This window comes from Arenibacter flavimaris (assembly GCF_030291335.1).
In the GTDB taxonomy this organism is placed as follows: domain Bacteria; phylum Bacteroidota; class Bacteroidia; order Flavobacteriales; family Flavobacteriaceae; genus Arenibacter.
In genome coordinates this window covers 66,009-84,239 of the sequence record NZ_JASWIM010000007.1, presented here as the reverse complement: position 1 = coordinate 84,239, position 18,231 = coordinate 66,009, and the positions used below count along the sequence as shown (strand labels likewise).

The window sequence follows — 18,231 nt, the reverse complement described above, 5'->3', positions numbered from 1 at the left end:
AACTAAATTTATGAAATTAATTTTGCAATTACTTGTCCTATTGTTGGGCTTTAGCGGGAATTTAAAGGCTCAGGAATTAATGCAGGCTGCTGAAATTCCCCGACCTGCGGAATGGGTAGATTTTAAAAGGGATAACGGAAGCGAAGTAAAAGCTTTGGTTGTTTACCCCGAAAGTGGTGAAGCTGTCAAAGCAGTAATATTAATACATGATAATTTAGGATTAAACCAATTTATAAAAGACTTTTCAGTAATGATAGCTGGTCAAGGATTTTTGGTCATAGCCCCAGATCTGATATCCAATATGGTTGAAGGTATTGAAAAAACGACCGATTTTGAAAATTCCGAAAAAGTCAGGGAAGCCATTTATGCCTTGGACGACTTGCAGGTGACTAAAGACTTGGATTTAGTATATGATTTTGTGAAAAACAACCCTTTGTTCAATGGGAAAATTTCCGTTGTTGGATTGGGTTGGGGCGGGTCCCAGAGTTTTGGTTATGCAACACAAAACCCAGATCTGGAAAGTACAATAGTTTATTACGGTACGGCCCCAAAGGATTTAACAAGCTTAAAAAATATTCAGTCCCCAGTGTTCGGTTTTTATGGTGCCGCCGATAATAGGGTAATTGGGACGATACCGGACACTGAAAAAACAATGAAGGAATATGGTAAACCTTATACTTTTGAGATCTATGAAAGTGTGGGGCATGCCTTTATGAGTAGAGGTGCCGAAGAAACTTATGGACCAAACAATATGGCTTATGAAAAGTCATGGAATAAATTAATAACTCTTTTAAAATGAAAAAAATCACCGCTACATTGATGTTGGCCATTGGGCTATCCTCCTATGCACAACAACAAAATTATACAGAACAGGATTCCCTAAGAGGCAGTATAACCCCGGAGCGCTCCTGGTGGGACCTAAATTTCTATAATTTGAGCGTTGAGGTGAAGCCGGATGAAAAATTCATCTCTGGTAGCAATATAATTCGTTATAAGGTTTTGGAGGAAAGGCAGCGGCTTCAGGTAGATCTACAACCGCCTTTAATTATCGAAAAGATCACTCAGGAAGGGGAAAATTTGGAGTGGGAATCCAATGGGAATGCCCATTTTGTAACGCTTAAGAAGCCACAATTGAAAGGGGAGATAAATGAAATTAAGGTCTATTACTCCGGCCATCCAAAAGAAGCGGTCCGAGCCCCATGGGACGGAGGTTTTTCATGGAAAAAGGATAACAATGGAAAACACTTTGTAGCTACTTCCTGCCAAGGTTTGGGTGCCAGTATCTGGTGGCCAAATAAAGACCACATGTACGACGAGGTAGATAGCATGGCCATCAATATTACAACTCCAAAAGATTTGATGGATGTTTCCAATGGTAGGCTTCTAAAAGTGGTAGAAAAAAAGGATAGTAAAACCTATCATTGGTACGTGTCCAATCCTATCAACAATTACGGGGTAAATATCAATTTGGGCGATTATGTTCATTTTGGAGAAACCTACAATGGGGAAAATGGACCACTGACGATGGACTATTATGTGTTACGGGATAATGAGGAAAAGGCAAAAGAACAGTTTAAGCAGGCGCCAATGATGATGGAGGCTTTTGAATATTGGTTTGGCCCCTACCCTTTTTATGAAGACGGTTATAAATTGGTGGAAGTACCTTACCTAGGGATGGAACATCAAAGTTCTGTTACCTATGGGAATAAATATGGTAACGGTTATTTGGGCAAGGATCTTTCAAAATCAGGGTGGGGATTAAAATTTGATTTTATCCTTATCCACGAATCGGGCCATGAATGGTTTGCCAATAATATTACCTATAAGGATATTGCCGATATGTGGGTCCATGAAGGCTTTACCGCCTATTCCGAAAATTTGTATGTGGATTACCACTTCGGGAAAAAAGCTTCTTCCGATTACGTTCTCGGTACCCGTAGCAGTATTCAAAACGACGTGCCCATCATTGGAACCTATAATGTAAATCAAAAGGGTTCCGGGGATATGTACTCCAAGGGAGCCAATGTACTTCATACCATAAGGCAGTTGGTGGACGATGATGAAAAATGGCGGACTATTTTACGGGGTCTCAATAAGGAGTTCTATCATCGGACAGTTACTACAAAACAGATAGAGGATTATATCAGTAGTAGTTCCGGCATAGATCTTTCCCGCTTTTTTGACCAATATTTACGCACTGTTAAAATTCCTATCCTAGAATACCAAGTGAAGGGCAAAAAACTGCGATATAGGTATACCAATATTATAAAGGGTTTTGAGATGCCGGTAAAAATCAGTATAAATGGCACCCAAGACTGGGTTTATCCCACCTCTGGTTGGCAGTCAAAATCTTTTAAAAAAGATATACTATCGGTTGATGTGGATAATAACTTTTATGTTGACTATAAGAAAATTTAATTCTTGAAAGTAGTAAGACAATTTTATTTTAAGACGGATGTGGAATGGCGGGCTTGGTTGGAAACCAATCACCAAAGTAGTACTGGTGTACATCTTATTTTCTATAAAGTGGCCCACGAAAGGGATAGCATGCGTTGGGAAGATGCCGTAAAGGTTGCTCTGTGCTTCGGTTGGATAGACAGTACCGTTAAAAGTCTTGGGGATGGAAAACGGCAACAATATTTTTGTCCCAGAAAGCCCAAAAGTGTTTGGAGTAAATTGAACAAAACATATATTATAGAACTCAAAACAAGGGGGGAAATGCACCCGAGCGGACTGGAGAAGATTAAGGTAGCAAAATTGGATGGTTCCTGGAATGCTTTGGACGATGTTGAAAACGGTGTTATCCCTGAAGACTTACAAGTTGCATTCGATGCGGAGCCAAAGGCTTATGTCAATTTTCAAGGTTTTGCCCCCAGTTACAGAAAAAGCTATCTTTATTGGCTCAACCAAGCCAAACGGCATGAAACAAGACAAAAGCGGATAGGGATAATTATATCGCTTTGCAAAGAGAATAAAAAGGGGCGCGACCAATAAATGGTTAGCTCCGTAAAAATTTAAATCCAATAATTTTATAAAATGGACATAAATCTAGCAGTATTAATAGACGGTGACAACATTCCCTCTGCCTATGTAAAGGAGATGATGGAGGAAATTGCCAAATACGGCAACCCTACCATAAAAAGAATTTATGGCGACTGGACCAATCCCAAACTATCCAAATGGAAGAATTTGTTATTGGAAAACGCCATAACGCCAATTCAGCAGTATGCTTATACCACTGGTAAAAATGCTACCGATTCCGCAATGATCATCGATGCCATGGATATCTTGTATTCCAATAAGGTTGGTGGTTTTTGTATTGTTTCCAGTGATAGCGATTTTACCCGTTTGGCAACAAGGCTAAGGGAGGCCGGTATGAATGTAATTGGCATAGGGGAAAAGAAGACCCCCAACCCATTTATTGTTGCTTGTGATAAATTTATTTATATTGAAATTCTTAAAAACCAATCAGAGGAAAGTTCCTCCGGAACATCAGATAGCAAGAGGGATAAGAAGGACAACGTGGACAAGATTACCCAAAAGGAAATTAAGCTTATAGCCTCCACTATTTCCGATCTTGCCGATGAGGATGGATGGGCCTTCTTGGGCGATGTGGGTAGCCTTCTTCAGAAGAAGCAGCCCAATTTCGATTCACGTAACTATGGTTTTCAAAAACTGACACCATTGATCAAATCCATTAAGAACTTTGAAATAGACCAACGCGAAAATGTAAAGGGACGGTTTAAATTAATTTACGTTAGAAACAGGTAGGACCTTTTTTTTGAACTAGGTTGAAATAAATGGTATTAAACCTCAGGGCAGGCCTGTCTGCCGACAAAGGCAGTCCCTGAACCCAATAATAGGAATCGACCCTAGGGTCGAGGTATTGAACCTAGATCCCGCCGAAAAAGGCGGGATTAGTTCCACTTGCAATTTTAAGTACGTCTTACGGACTTCTCAAAATTGAGTTTCACTATTAAATAATTCAGGACAATTCAGGTTGTCCATATTGGTTAATTCCCCCTGCCACCAATAATGGCATTGCTTGTTAACTTAAAACCTATACCAACATGAAAAAAATTAGTTTACTCATTTGTATTGTAACTTTTCTTTCCTGTTCCCCAAAAAAGATAAGCATTAGTCCCACGGCCGTATTGATAACAGATGTCAATATCGTTGATGTCAGTAATGGTGATATTCTAAAAAATAGACAGGTAGTAATCGACTCCGGGAAAATAAAAAAAATTTTGGAGTCGGTAGGGAATGTTGGGGAATATCCAAATATTATTGAAGCCAAGGGCAAGTACCTTATCCCGGGACTTGCAGAAATGCACGCACATATTCCCCAGCCTCCTACAAGCGATACCCGTATAGAGGAGACATTGTTTCTATATCTTTCCAATGGCATTACCACGATTAGGGGAATGTTGGGTCATCCTACCCATCTGGTATTAAGGGAAAAGGCTTTAAATGGGGAAGTTTTGAGCCCTCGTATTTTTACTTCCAGTCCTTCGTTCAATGGCAATTCCGTAACCACCAAAGAGGAGGCCGTGCAAATGGTTACTGCCTATAAGGATGAAGGTTACGATTTTTTAAAAATACACCCAGGAATAGAGCTGGAGGTTTTTGATCAAATGGTGGAAACCGCCAATGAACTTAATATCCCCTTTGCTGGCCATGTACCGGTGATGGTTGGGATTCGTCATGCCTTGGAAAGTAAATACGCTACCATAGACCATGTTGATGGATATTTGGAAGGACTTGTACCGCAATCTGAAGCTGTTGATCCTACTGCCAATGGGTTTTTCGGTTACTCCTTTACCACATTGGCAGATACTTCTAAAATTGATGAATTGGTGGCGCTGTCCAAAAAGAACCAGGTATGGGTCGTACCTACACAGAGTTTGTTTGAGCGGTGGTTTGCCCCGGTAAGCTCTGACGAATTGTTGAAGCAACCGGAAATGAAATATATGCCCGTTTCCACTTTGGAGAATTGGAAGAGAAGAAAGGATGAATCCACGAAACCTGAAACCGGTTTTAACGAAGAACAATGGAGTAAGTTTACAGCCATAAGAAGAGAATTGATACGAAAATTACAGGAGAATGGGCACGGTATGTTATTGGGCTCGGATGCTCCCCAATTGTTCAATGTGCCGGGCTTTTCCATTCATCATGAGGTTGAAGGAATGAAGGAAGCGGGATTAACGCCTTTGGAAATTTTGCAATCTGGGACCATTAACCCAGCTATTTTCTTTGGTATGGAGGACACCTTTGGAAGTATAAGGGAAGGTCTGGATGCAGATTTGGTGTTATTGGGCTCCAATCCATTATTGGATATTTCGGCGCTAAAAGATATTAATGGCGTAATGGTAAGGGGAAAATGGCTGTCCCAGGATTCAATAGCGGAGCAGTTAGGGCAAATAGCCAGTAATGCCAAAAACAATTAATATCCTTTATTCCTTAAGAAGACCTTTACTATCTAAATTCATTCATGATTTGGAAGGATACGAGGAGCCTGGAATCAAGTATATATAGAACGTTATTCATGGGAAACCCAAGAAATAAGCATTTCCACGGAAACTGTATTTTTGGGTCGGGGATGGAGTAAATTCCTCTCTATAGCGGAAATAATTATTAAATAAATCACAGACGGAAACATTTTAACATTATGAAGAAAATTTTAGGCTTGCTATTGCTTATCTCAACGTTTACAATTAAAGCACAGGAAAATGGGGAAAACAAATTGGGATCTTGGCATATGTATTTTGGCACCAATAAGATTAGCAACAAATTAAGTATCCACACGGAAGCGCAACTCCGCTATTACGAACAGGCCAAAAATTTTAATCAATTACTATTAAGAACAGGTATAAACTATCATATTGATGCCAATACATGGACCACTCTTGGGTATGGATATATTGTCACGGACGGTAGTTTTGAGGAATTCCCAGAAGAAACAAATTCTAAGGAGCACCGTATTTTTGAACGATTTTTCCTAAAAAATAAGGTTTGGGAATTTAACTTTGAACATAGGTATACTTTGGAACAACGTTTTTTGGATTTTGGGGATCGGACCGATGTACAGCATAGGATGCGGTATCGTTTGCAAATGACATTACCCTTGACCAATACTTTTTTCCTTAATTTCTACGATGAGATCTTCCTGAACCTTCAAGATGATATATTTGGTCAAAACCGACTATACGCTGCTCTTGGAGTAAATGTGACGGAAAATTTGAGCCTTCAGATAGGCTACCTAAAAAATCATTTTTCAGAGGCACATTATGATCGTCTCCAGATAGGTATTACCTATAATCCCGACTTAAGGGGTGTATTGAAGAAAAAATAGTGTTATGAACCAACAAAAAGTAAGTTTCAAAAATGTACGGGGAGAAACCCTGTTTGGGCGTTTATCCCTACCTGCCAATCAACATCCACATAATTTTGTGCTATTTGCCCATTGTTTTACCTGTAATAAAAATTTTACTGCCATAAGGAATATAAGTAGGGCCCTGACTTCTCATGGTTTTGGGGTCTTGCGGTTCGATTTTACGGGTCTAGGGGAAAGCGAGGGGGAATTTTCAGATTCCAATTTTTCTGGGAATGTGGAAGATTTATTGGAAGCGGCCAAATATTTGGAAGAGCACTATAAGGCCCCGACCTTGATTGTTGGGCATTCCTTGGGGGGAGCTGCAGTTATTCTTGCTGCGCAAAGAATATCTTCCATACGAGCTATTGCAACTATTGGAGCGCCATCCAATCCTTTACATGTAAAACATATCTTTAAAAATGATATTGAAACCATTAAGGATCAAGGAGCTGCCGAAGTAAATATTGGAGGAAGAAGCTTTACCATCAAAAAACAGTTTTTGGAAGATTTAAAATCACAATCCTTCCAGAATACTTTAAAGAACAATAGAAAGTCCATTTTGGTTCTTCATTCGCCCCAGGACAATGTTGTTGAGATAAAAAATGCAGAGGAGATTTACGTTGCCGTTCGCCATCCGAAAAGCTTTGTTTCCTTGGATGGGGCCGATCATTTGCTCGGTAACCCAAAAGATGCAACCTATACTGGGGAAATCATTGGAAAATGGTCCAAAAGGTATTTGGAGATGCCCGAGGCCAAAGCCTTGGAAACGGAAAAAGAAGTGGTGGCCAGTTTGGATAGTGATGATGGATTTACTACCCAAATGAAAGTTGGCAGCCATTATATCATCGCTGATGAGCCTGTTTCATATGGGGGCAATAATTTTGGCCCCTCTCCCTATGAATTGGTGTCCGCCGGGCTGTCGGCCTGTACGGTAATGACCATACAGATGTATGCCAAAAGAAAAAAATGGCCTTTGGAAAATGTGGAAGTACATACCTCCTATCAAAAATTACACGCAGCAGATTGTCAGAACTGTGATTCAAGCGTGGCAAAAATAGATACATTTCAAAGAGCTATCAAACTTACAGGTAGTTTGGATGAAAAACAAATTGCCCGAATTATGGAGATTGCAGATAAATGCCCGGTTCACAGAACCTTGGAAAGTGAAATAAAAATCAATACCACATTGATTAACAGGTAGAATTGTCCATATACCCTTATAAGATAGCAGGGCTTTAATAATTTATGATTATTTCATTTTAAAGAATTGTTGGACAATTTTTTTTATGCTTAACTTTATAGCTAATATTTCAAATAAAATATCATGAAAAAAATCGCTTTTGCATGCTTAGGTTTACTTTTGATTACGGGGATAAGCTGTAAGGATGCCAAAAAAGGTCAAGATGGTGGTGCCATGGAACAGGATACCGCCTCTTCCGAAAAATTTAGCTTGGTAAAAGATTCTACCAAAGTGGGCTTTACGGCTTATAAGACCACCGAAAAATTGCCGGTTGGTGGCAAGTTTACCAAAATTAATATTACAAATACCAAGGAAGGCAGTACAGCAATGGAAGCCCTGAACGGTACTACCTTTAGTATTCCCGTAAGCAGTTTGTTTACGAATGACGCCACGGGAACCAGGGATCCAAAAATATTGGAATTCTTTTTTGGTGTTATGGATAACACAGAGCTTATTTCAGGGGTCTTTAAAGTTACAGGGGAAGATACCTGTTCCATAGATGTTACCCTAAACGGAAAAACGGCCAATATTCCTTTGAAACATGAAATTTCAGGAGACAACAGCCATTCCTTTAGTGGTGTAATGGATTTGGAGAATTGGGACGCCTTGAATGCGGTGGCATCCATAAACAAAGCTTGTGAAGCTTTGCATACAGGTAAGGATGGGGTAAGTAAGACTTGGAGTGAAGTGGCCGTACATGCCGATGTCCTTATGCAAAAAAAATAGTTTTTAAATTATCAGAAAGGAATATTGTCCAAATGATCCCCTTTCCCTGAAATTAGAAGGATTTGGTAGAAAGTCCCTGTATTTGACACATTCAAATACAGGGACTTTTTAATTTATCTGAAGCTGTTATTGACGCTATTACATTATAAAATAACGCGTATCCCTTTTAGGCTTGACATCATTTCACAAAATTGGTAATTTTAAGAGAACCTAAAAAAAATAAAAGATGAGAAATATTCAAATATTATCAGTGGTGTTGCTTTTCCTGGGTTCCTATAGTTGTAAGGAAGCAAAGAAGGATACCAAAGGCACTATGGAAGCTGTGGAAGCTATGGCCGAGGAAATAAACAATGAGGTTAAAACCTTAAAATTTCCCTTGGAGCCAAAAAGTGATAGTAATGTTAAAGGCGAGGTAAGCTTTACGGAAGAAAATGGAACCGTAAGCATGAAAGCTAGCTTGTCCGGACTAAGCCCTGGGGAGCACGCTGTACATATCCATGAAAAGGCGGACTGTTCTTCGGCTGACGGAAAATCAACGGGGGGGCATTGGAACCCAACCTTTTCTCCTCATGGCGAATGGGGTTCCACAAAAGGCTATCACAGGGGAGATATTGGAAACTTTACGGCAGATGCGCAAGGCAATGCAACTATTGAGTTTTCTACAGATGAATGGTGTTTGGGCTGCTCGGACGATACCAAAAACCTAATGGGTAAAGCTGTGATAGTACACCAAGGAGCGGACGATTTTGTTACCCAACCCACAGGCGACGCCGGGGGAAGGATAAGTTGCGGTGGAATAATTGAATAGTGAGACACGAAAAAAAAAAAGCTGCCATTTTTGGGCAGCTTTTTTTTTCTTATAAAAACAACACTGAAGATCGGTATACAGGGGCAAGCCAAACATCCAAATTCCTATAGGGTGATGAAAAAATAAAAATAAAACAAAAACCTATGAAATTTTACTAATAATAATTCCTACAAAATGATAGACCTTTGTTTAGTTTAACACCCCAATATCTAATAATATGAACCTACCCAATAGCTATAAAGGGATAATCGGCTGCATTATTACGTTATTCTTCTGTTCGTTGTCCGCCCAAGAATCCAAGGTTTCCACCAACAGTAAGTCCAACGAGTACGAAAACAGCCAAAGAGCAGGCAAATATCTGCAACTTCTAAAACTGGGATACAAGGAAAACGAAATATTCGAGGATCTGGGCAATGCCAATTTTTTGGCTGAAAATTACGAGGAAGCCATATTTTGGTACAAAAAGTTAATTGATACCAATACAAGTTCCACTGCAAGGCCTGGTTACTATGAACGATATCTATTTGCACTAAAGAAAATTAGGTCAACAGTGGTGGAAAGTACCTCTGAAGATAAGGATTGGCTGGCCCAAATTAAAGGGGACTATAAAATAAACGGCACCCTCGTTGAAAATAATTCCAAACCTGAAAAAGTAAGTAAATATAGGGATTTCAATTTTCAACATCCTCAAGAAACTGTGGTGTCCAGGGAATTGACTATGGAAGATCTAGGTTTAAAAAATGAGTTGATATCCGATATGGGGGATCAGGAAAAATTTAAATTTGCCTATAATGCGCCCGTTGCAGTCACCGAAGATGGCAATACGGCATATTTCAGCAAGGCTGTATATACAAAGCCGTTGTATGGGGTCTTTTCAAAAAAAGAATTGGTACACAGAATATTCAAAGCGAATAAAGTGGACGGGAAATGGCAAAATATAAAAGAAGTTGCCTTGGCACCCAAGCATTATTCGGCCATCCATCCAACTGTTTCACCAGACGGGAAAAGATTGTTTTTTGCCTCCAATATGCCCGGTACTTTTGGTAAATATGACATTTACGTGGCAGACATACAAAATGACGGTTCCTTTAGTGTAGCTAAGAATTTGGGCAAAAAAGTGAACACGGACGACAACGATCTTTATCCAAAAATATTGGGAGGGTCTTCCTTGGTCTTTGCATCGGAAGGAAGAAAAGGATTTGGTGGATTGGATGTGTATATGGTTCAGGTTGATCAAAGGAAAGTGGGGACTTCCGTTAACTTGGGAACCGATATTAATAGTGTTGAGGATGACTTTTCAATTTTACTAACTGGTAGCAACGGAATGGGGTACGTTATGTCCAATAGAGGTAAAAGTAAAAGTACCCCTCAGAGGGTGGCATTTACCTATTCCAAAGAAAAAAAGGACAGGCTATTGGAAAAAAGGCAATTCAATATCTTGGAAAGTATTGATGACAAGGCCCAAATTAATTATTCAAATACTGTTTTTGAGGAGTAAGTCTTTCCCATATAAAAATAGCTATAGTAATGGATAATTTAAAAAGCAGTAATACTATGATAAATTAACAGTAAGAATTTACTTACAATATTGTAATTTGGTCCTCTATATTTTTTTGGACCATTTCAATCTAACTTTTTAAAGCCCAGACCAGGTTGGAGGTCAATAGGAATTGAATGATCCAAGTTAAGCGAGAGACACGCACTATATGATTATAAGAAATAAATTATGATCTGAATAACACAAATTTTCCCCCTTGGATGAACTGCAGAGTTGCCATTTTTAAGAAGGTATTACTCCTAATATTATTTTGCATTGCACTCTGCAATGCTACTGCATTTTGTCAAGAGGCCAATTCCGATTTTAATTCCTCTACCTCCTACCACAATCAATTGGTCTACAACAGGTTTTTAATAAATCCTGCCTTTTCATTGGTAAGGGAGAACAAATCCTACGTTAATATTCTACACCAAAATCAGTACGCCACCTTTAATGACAATAATCAAAATTATTTTCTGGGTTTTGGCAACAAATTGAACGATAATACCGCCATGGGTCTAGGTGTCTATACCAATCGTTCGGGGGTTATGCAGGAATTTGGGTTAAACGCCAATTATGCCACTGCGGTACAATTGGGACGGAACAGTAAGTTGAGTTTCGGAACCAATGTCACTTATCTCAATGCAGGGATCGATAAAAATAGGATTATTGCTTCGGAAAACGACCCGGAAATATTGGATGCCAGAAACGAGACGCGGTTGGCCCTACAGCCAGGGGTGGTACTTTCCATGGGGCAGTTGGATTTTGGACTATATGCCCAAGACCTTATCAGTTATAATCAAACGACCAATAGCGTTATCACCGATTTTAGCGAAAATGCCCTGAAGGCATCGGTGCAATATACGCATGAACTTGACGCTAGAAGGGGATTGTTTACCAATGGCAGAATTATGCCTTTGGTACAGGTCCATAGGGATGAAGAAGAGAATTTTTCTATAGCGGGATCGGTATTGTTGGACTTGCCGGATTATGGCTGGGTCCAGTCGACCCTGGATGATAGGTACGGCCTGTCCGTGGGATTGGGATTTAATCTTGGTAAAAAGATGACCTTGGGATACGTATTTGAAAAGAATTTTTTAAAATATGGGGCCAGCCTTGGTTGGAACCACGAATTATCCTTGGCCTACACATTTAAAAATGATTTCCCCGAAACTAGAAGGCCTATAGTAAATTCAACCTATAGAAAACCAACCTCATCCAAAAAAAGAAAATCGGACCCCGTTGTAAAAAATTACCAAAAAGAGATTAAAAAACTGAAAGCTGAAATACGGAGAAGGGATCAGGACATAAAATTAAGTGATCGACCATATTCAGAAACGACAGAAGATGATTATACCGTTAACGAGGGTTCTGGGAATCAAATGTTAAGATTAGGCTCCGGCAATGACAGTGGTAGCGCTAGTAATTGCGAATGTCAAAGCACATTGGCGTACCAGAATCACTTGCTTTTAAAAGAGCTGCTTAAAAAGCAATATGCAAATAATGACGACTCCAAAGATCATGTAATAAACCTTACTGTTAATACCGCCAATGCCGATAATGTTGATAAAACAGAGAAAAATGATGCCTGTCAAAACACCCTTGCCTATGAAAATCGGTTAATATTGGACGGACTTATATTACGACAAGACTCGTTGGAATCTGCCAACAAAAGGGAGATTGATAAAAGGTTCGATATGTTGGTACGTATACTGAAAGACGAAATAAGGCAGAACATGAAAACCGACCTTCAGAAATTAAATAGTGAAGAATACGAAACCGCTGTAGCCGATATCCAAGAAAAAACGATATATAAAATTAATAATGCGGAGAAAAAAGATTACACCAAGTTGCCTATAAGGATGGAGCAGCAATCTGGCATAGCTGGTGTAAAGACAGGTTATTATTTGATAGCCAACGTTTACAAGAATAAGGAAAACGTGGATTCCTTTATAAGCGACCTTAAACACAAGGGAATTGACGCCAAACATTTTTTTAATAAGGAAAATGGTCTATACTATGTGTATTTGGCAGATTACAACCTGAAGAACGAGGCGGAAATGGCCTATACCACAGACTTGGATGGTAAGTATTTCAGTGAAAAGTGGATTATGAAAGTCAATAATAACACGGCAACGGCCGAGACTTTATTCGAAGACGGGGAATAGCCGGCCGAACGCTCTGTATTGTAAATATCCAATAGGAAGGGCTGTATTGTTAGTATTGTTCATACAAACAAAGGTTTGCAAATTCTGGAAGAATTTTTGACCACTATTTGTTTTTAAATGTACTCCCTCCCTACCCTTGTCATGGCTCGGCTATTTGGATAACTTTCGTGTTCCTATGTCCTTCAATATGACCTACTTATCCTATTGGTTTGCTTCCAAGTGGCAAGCAATTGAAGTTGTAATAATACATTTAAATTGGCTAATTTTTATGAATAATTCATAATTAACCTTATAAATTAATTTTGTAGGAAAATACATCGACTATTTATGCAGGTTCTAATTTTTATACTTATATTTAACTTTTATTAACATAACTTTAGGCTTTAAAATTTGATAGTTCAAGACAAACCACAATTGTATGCGATTTACCTACGGTCTTAATACGAAATTTATCAGTGTGTTTTTTGCTACCAAATACGAATACAAATAGAAATAATAGTAACACCCCAAATCACCAAAACATGAAAATTCAATCTACCCCATTAAGTAAAGAAAGGAATAATAGCGTATCCCTAATGGGCACCAAGAGTTTCTTTTAATATTGAATTCAAGTATTGCGCTAGAATTTTATTGGCACCGCCAAAGGGTATAATACCCCGAGGCTTGCCTCGAAAATTAAAGTTCGTCTCCTACGAATGCCTCGCGGGCTTGCCTCGAGGTAGTTTACTAACATTAAAATAAAAAAATTCCCCAAACCTCCTTTAATATGAAATCCAATCTCCTAAAAATTATCGTTATAGATGATGATCTGTCTTTACATGATGCCTACAAATACTACTTTAAAACTTATAAGGAATATACCCTTGCTGGAATATATGTTTCGGTAAAGGAAGCGTTATTGGATTACGACAATGTTCTGCCCGATATTATTGCTTCGGAAGTGGCTATGCCCGATGGTTGCGGTATTGAAGGTATTGGACATTTTCGGAAAAAAGATCCTGAAGTAAAAATTATTATGATAAGTGATCAAAATGATTTTGAGATCGTAAAAAGAGCTTTTAAAAATATGGCGAACGGTTATCTATCCAAACCTGTTGGCATAGATAATCTGTACCATGCCCTTAATGCAATAAAGTATGAAGGTGCTACCATGAGCAACGATATTGCCAAGAAAATAATATCTATGTTTCAAAGAAAAACCCAGGCATCATTTTCCGAAAGGGAAAATCAGATTATTGACTATTTATGTCAGGGAGCTACCTATAAGACTATTGCGGAGAATTTATATGTTACGCCGAGCACCGTTAATTTTCATATTCAGAATATTTATGTAAAATTAAATGTAAATTCAAAATCCGAGGCCTTGTCCAAATTGAGGGAAATGGAAAATTCTGCGCAACTGATCTAAAGGGAAATAATTGGAATGATTAAATAGTTACTCTTAATTATAGAGGTTGTTCTTAACATTTGCCTGGTTTATTGAAGTATCCCGTAGACTATCTTTGGCAGTGGTGTAGCTAGTTGAACCACAAGGAAAGTATAGGCCCATTTAGATCAAAGCCCTATAATTAAAAAAAGATGCCCTTAGGCACCTTTATACTCTTTTAGAAGAATATTTATTACGAATTCATTGCTGAGATAATAAACTCTTTGAATTCCTTGGAAATAGGTATCAGGGTATTGTTAATCAATATATCCTTGGAGTTGATGGCATCAATATGGTCTACGTTGACAATATAGGATTTATGTGCCCTATAGAATTTTTGCTGTGGTAGTTTCTCCAAGTAATCCTTCAGCGGGGATCTAACCAAAAACTTTTTATCTACAGTATTTACTTCTAAATAAACATTATCTGCTTTAATAAATTGTATATCCCCAAATTGGATTCGATAGTACAAATGTTGTTTTTTAACGAAGATGGAATCCTTTAATACCTTATTGGACATAAGTTTATCATCTTCTTCTTCCTGATTTTCCGATGCCCCATTGTTCTTGACCGAAGTAAAGTTGGAGAGCGCAATTTCGATGGAAGTATATAAATCCTGCTGCTCAAATGGCTTAACCAAATAGCCATTGGGTTTCACAGTCTTTGCATTTTCAACAGTGGCCCTATCGGAATTTGAAGTAACAAATATAAAGGGGATATTGTAGTTCTCCCTGATATGCTTGCCCAAATCAATTCCTGTTTTATCGGACGCCAAGATAATGTCGATTAAAACCAGGTCAACTTCCTTATTTTTTAAGACTTCAACAGCCTGTTCGTAAACAATTACATTGTCCACGATTTCGTATCCAATCTCTTCCAACATAGATTGCATATCATCTGCAATTATTACGTTGTCCTCTACAATAAGAATTCTAATTGGTTGTTCCAAAGTGCATTTTTTTGATTGGTTATTATCTCAAAATTACGAAAAATTATTAAAACTAAAATAAAACAGAATCGACAATAAAAAAGTGCTCAATGCCAGCTTTTTTAATTCGGGATCCAGTAGAACCGTATTCTTAAGTTTCCACATTTTGTTAAGATGCATAAATATAGGTACAAAAGCTAATAAATGGATGGCATTTTTCCAATTCTCGTAATGAATTATGGTAAAGGCCAAGATGCTTATAAAACTGAATACGATTAGGAAAACATGGTATATCTTGCCATTTTTAATACCCATTTTCACGACTATTGTGTTTTTATTGGAATTCTTATCCGACTCATAGTCCCTTAAATTGTTAAGATTAAGGACTCCCGTACTCAATAGGCCTATAGCTACTGCCGGAAAAATGGACATGGCATAAAGAGTTTTGGTGTAAAGAAACATTGAACCCATAACCCCTAGTAGACCAAAAAAAAGAAATACGAAAACATCCCCCAGTCCCTTATATCCATAGGCCGATGATCCAACTGTGTATTTTATGGCGGCCCATATACTAAATACACCTAAAGCTCCAAAAATTACCGTGAAAAGTAGGTATTTAGTACCAAATGCAACATATAAAAGGGCTATCGTTAAAAGGGCACATATAATAATAGATATAATAATACCCATTTTAAGCTCGTTCCGGGACAATTGTCCGCTTTGAAGTGCACGCTTGGGCCCTACTCTGTTTTCATTATCGGTACCTTTAACGCCATCGCCATAATCATTGGCAAAATTTGAAGTAATCTGGAATCCGACAGTGGTTAATAAAGCCAAGACAAAAATATCCCAACTAAATTGGCTGTACATACTTGCAAGTGCCGTGCCTACAATAATTCCTGACAACGAAAGAGGAAGTGTCCTCAATCGGGCCGCACCTATCCATGCTCTTATTTTTGGCAATTTAATATGGGTCTTCTATTTCTAAACGCTTTCCTTCTTTGTAAGAGGCAACGAATGCATCCTCAAAACCCATTTTTACCAATTGGAACCTGAATGACCTGGCTTCTTCCAAAGTTTCGAAATTTCCAAGGGAGTAAGAATAGAAGGGATTGGTTTTAACAAATATTGTATTGTTAAGTGATTCGGACGCAAGGGTTATGTTGTTGTCCACAAAGGATTTAACCTGTACGGAATAAATTTTTTCTTTATCCAAAAACTTTTTGGCTAAATAAAACTCCTTCACCAAACTAAGTTCTTCGTTCTGCTCCTTAAGATTGTCTATTCTTGCTTTTATGACCTCCAAACTATCTATGGACACCAAAAGGTTATTCCCCATATTATTTCTACTTTCATAATTGGAGGACCTAATAAATCCGGCATTGTACGAGAAAATGGCCAGAGTACCAATTAAAAAAAGCACGGTAATACTACCGAATAGATTTCGTTGTATCTTACTGCGCTTTAATTCCTTGTTCTTGTATTTTATCTGATCCAACAGACGCTCATTAATAATTTGGGCCTTGTCTATGTCTTTATGCAATTCCAATAAATCACTTTCCTCAATGAATGGCATAGTATAAATTGTTTAGGGGATGAGTTCTAAAATTAGTAAAAATAAATCGACTATATAACTTTTTAAACTTGGTTGTTGTAAAAGTAATGGTTTTTGTTGCAAAACGACAAATAATTAAAACGAAAATCCATAAATAATTGGACACCATTTAATTAAAGATTGCTATTTAAAGCTAGTTGCTTATAGCAAGTTTATACTATCTGGCTTAATCTCTATCTTTCTTTCCTTGTACAAAGCCCCTATCCCCTTTTTAAAAGTCTTCTTGCTCATCTGCAAAATTCTTTTGATATCCTCCGGGTCCGACTTGTCGTGTAAATTTAATACCCCACCATTGGAGACAAGTTTGTCATAGATTAGGTTGGCTGCCGGCTCTAAACTTTTATAACCTATAGGCTGCAGGCTGACATCAATTTTGTTGTCCGGTCTAATATTTTTAACATACCCCTTTATCTTGTCCCCGACGGCCACTTTTTTGAAAATTTCATTGGAGTAGACCAATCCTTTGTGCTTATGGTTGATGATTACTTCCCAGCCCAAATCGGTCAGCCTTGTAACTACCAGATCTACCTCGTCCAATGCATTCACTGTTAAGTCGTCATTGGATAAAAATTTATCCAGTTTGTTGGAAGCTACCAATCTATCTGTTTTTTCATCCAAATAGCAGTAAACAACGTACCATTGGCCTTCCTGCATTTTATTGCGCTGTTCTCTAAATGGCACCAACAAATGTTTTTCCAACCCCCAGTCCATAAATGCACCGTATTCGTTTACTTCGGCAACCTGTAATAGTTGAAACTGATCAACCGTCACATAAGGAACCAATGTGGTAGCCACAATTCGTTCTTCGTGGTCTAGATAACAAAATACTTCAATGCGGTCTCCGATCTCAAATTCCTCTGGAACATATTTATTGGGCAATAGAACATCATTACCCTCGTCATCGCCCAAAAAGAGACCCACTGTGGTATCCCTAAGTATTTCTAAATTATTATATTTCCCAAGTGCTATCATTCGGCAAAAATACGTTTAAAATAAATCTCAATAAAAAAAAGCCGCTCTTTTTAAAGGCGGCTCAAATATTATATACAGCGGGTACCATTATTTATAGACGGACTCCTTTTTAAAGTGCTTGGCCAACATGTAATAAACTACTGCCCTATGCTTACTCTTCACGGAACTACCGTATTTATCTGTCACAGATTTGATGGCATCCATTAATTGAGGGCTATCTTTTAGTCCAAGTTTTTTAATCAGGAAATTATTTTTAACCGTTTGCAATTCTTTATCATCCGACCCGGACACTTTTGATGCATCCATGTTATATATGGAAGGTCCTAATCCTATCGTCACCTTCGTCAGTAAATCCATATTAGGTGTTTCACCAAATTTGTCCTTGATGTCTGCCGCATATTTTTCGATCAATTCATCTCTTTTGCTCATAATATTAAA

General features: G+C 38.2%; 17 protein-coding genes. 12 read left to right on the top strand and 5 right to left on the bottom strand.

Annotated elements, in window-relative coordinates; genetic code table 11:
- Window positions 1–10 precede the first annotated feature (10 nt).
- From QSE00_RS08215 to QSE00_RS08160, 12 genes are all read left to right on the top strand, one after another.
- Window positions 11–799 (top strand): dienelactone hydrolase family protein, encoded by a 789-nt coding sequence (locus QSE00_RS08215; protein ID WP_110355342.1) that lies wholly within the window; start codon window positions 11–13, stop codon window positions 797–799.
- Window positions 796–2,418 (top strand): M1 family metallopeptidase, encoded by a 1,623-nt coding sequence (locus QSE00_RS08210; RefSeq protein WP_286105580.1) that lies wholly within the window; start codon window positions 796–798, stop codon window positions 2,416–2,418. Before QSE00_RS08215 ends, QSE00_RS08210 begins: the two co-directional genes overlap by 4 nt.
- A gap of 3 nt (window positions 2,419–2,421) precedes the next feature.
- Window positions 2,422–2,994 (top strand): YdeI/OmpD-associated family protein, encoded by a 573-nt coding sequence (locus tag QSE00_RS08205; RefSeq protein WP_286105579.1) that lies wholly within the window; start codon window positions 2,422–2,424, stop codon window positions 2,992–2,994.
- 42 nt (window positions 2,995–3,036) lie between these two features.
- Window positions 3,037–3,771, top strand: a complete 735-nt coding sequence (locus tag QSE00_RS08200; RefSeq protein WP_110355345.1) for an NYN domain-containing protein — start codon at window positions 3,037–3,039, stop codon at window positions 3,769–3,771.
- A 299-nt stretch (window positions 3,772–4,070) separates the two neighbouring features.
- The gene (locus tag QSE00_RS08195) at window positions 4,071–5,447 is read left to right on the top strand and encodes an amidohydrolase family protein (protein ID WP_286105578.1); all 1,377 of its coding nucleotides are present in this window, start codon (window positions 4,071–4,073) and stop codon (window positions 5,445–5,447) included.
- A gap of 221 nt (window positions 5,448–5,668) precedes the next feature.
- Window positions 5,669–6,352 carry a DUF2490 domain-containing protein gene (locus QSE00_RS08190; RefSeq protein WP_286105577.1) on the top strand — a complete coding sequence of 228 codons (684 nt, stop codon included), beginning with the start codon at window positions 5,669–5,671 and terminating at the stop codon, window positions 6,350–6,352.
- Between the two features lie 4 nt (window positions 6,353–6,356).
- Window positions 6,357–7,574 carry a bifunctional alpha/beta hydrolase/OsmC family protein gene (locus QSE00_RS08185; RefSeq protein WP_286105576.1) on the top strand — a complete coding sequence of 406 codons (1,218 nt, stop codon included), beginning with the start codon at window positions 6,357–6,359 and terminating at the stop codon, window positions 7,572–7,574.
- Between the two features lie 123 nt (window positions 7,575–7,697).
- The gene (locus tag QSE00_RS08180) at window positions 7,698–8,339 is read left to right on the top strand and encodes a YceI family protein (protein WP_286105575.1); all 642 of its coding nucleotides are present in this window, start codon (window positions 7,698–7,700) and stop codon (window positions 8,337–8,339) included.
- A gap of 226 nt (window positions 8,340–8,565) precedes the next feature.
- Window positions 8,566–9,147, top strand: coding sequence for a superoxide dismutase family protein (locus tag QSE00_RS08175; protein WP_286105574.1), 582 nt, complete (start codon window positions 8,566–8,568; stop codon window positions 9,145–9,147).
- Between the two features lie 217 nt (window positions 9,148–9,364).
- Window positions 9,365–10,645, top strand: a complete 1,281-nt coding sequence (locus QSE00_RS08170) for a TolB-like translocation protein (protein WP_286105573.1) — start codon at window positions 9,365–9,367, stop codon at window positions 10,643–10,645.
- A 260-nt stretch (window positions 10,646–10,905) separates the two neighbouring features.
- Window positions 10,906–12,852: a PorP/SprF family type IX secretion system membrane protein gene (locus QSE00_RS08165; RefSeq protein ID WP_286105572.1), complete on the top strand. Its 1,947-nt coding sequence runs from the start codon at window positions 10,906–10,908 to the stop codon at window positions 12,850–12,852.
- Between the two features lie 766 nt (window positions 12,853–13,618).
- On the top strand, window positions 13,619–14,260 hold the full coding sequence (locus QSE00_RS08160; protein ID WP_286105571.1) for a response regulator transcription factor: 642 nt from the start codon (window positions 13,619–13,621) through the stop codon (window positions 14,258–14,260).
- Between the two features lie 211 nt (window positions 14,261–14,471).
- On the opposite strand, the gene QSE00_RS08155 is transcribed toward QSE00_RS08160, so the two are convergent.
- The 5 genes from QSE00_RS08155 to QSE00_RS08135 all read right to left on the bottom strand — a co-directional run bounded on the left by QSE00_RS08155 (window position 14,472) and on the right by QSE00_RS08135 (window position 18,222).
- The gene (locus QSE00_RS08155; RefSeq protein WP_110355353.1) at window positions 14,472–15,227 is read right to left on the bottom strand and encodes a LytR/AlgR family response regulator transcription factor; all 756 of its coding nucleotides are present in this window, start codon (window positions 15,225–15,227) and stop codon (window positions 14,472–14,474) included.
- Window positions 15,228–15,260: 33 nt separating this feature from the next.
- Entirely contained in the window at window positions 15,261–16,169 is a 909-nt protein-coding gene (gene menA, locus QSE00_RS08150; protein WP_286105569.1) for a 1,4-dihydroxy-2-naphthoate octaprenyltransferase, read from the bottom strand.
- A 1-nt stretch (window position 16,170) separates the two neighbouring features.
- Window positions 16,171–16,782 (bottom strand): SPOR domain-containing protein, encoded by a 612-nt coding sequence (locus QSE00_RS08145; RefSeq protein ID WP_110355355.1) that lies wholly within the window; start codon window positions 16,780–16,782, stop codon window positions 16,171–16,173.
- Between the two features lie 180 nt (window positions 16,783–16,962).
- Entirely contained in the window at window positions 16,963–17,793 is an 831-nt protein-coding gene (locus QSE00_RS08140; protein WP_110355356.1) for a CvfB family protein, read from the bottom strand.
- An 87-nt stretch (window positions 17,794–17,880) separates the two neighbouring features.
- Window positions 17,881–18,222 (bottom strand): DUF2853 family protein, encoded by a 342-nt coding sequence (locus tag QSE00_RS08135; protein ID WP_031444095.1) that lies wholly within the window; start codon window positions 18,220–18,222, stop codon window positions 17,881–17,883.
- Window positions 18,223–18,231 lie beyond the last annotated feature (9 nt).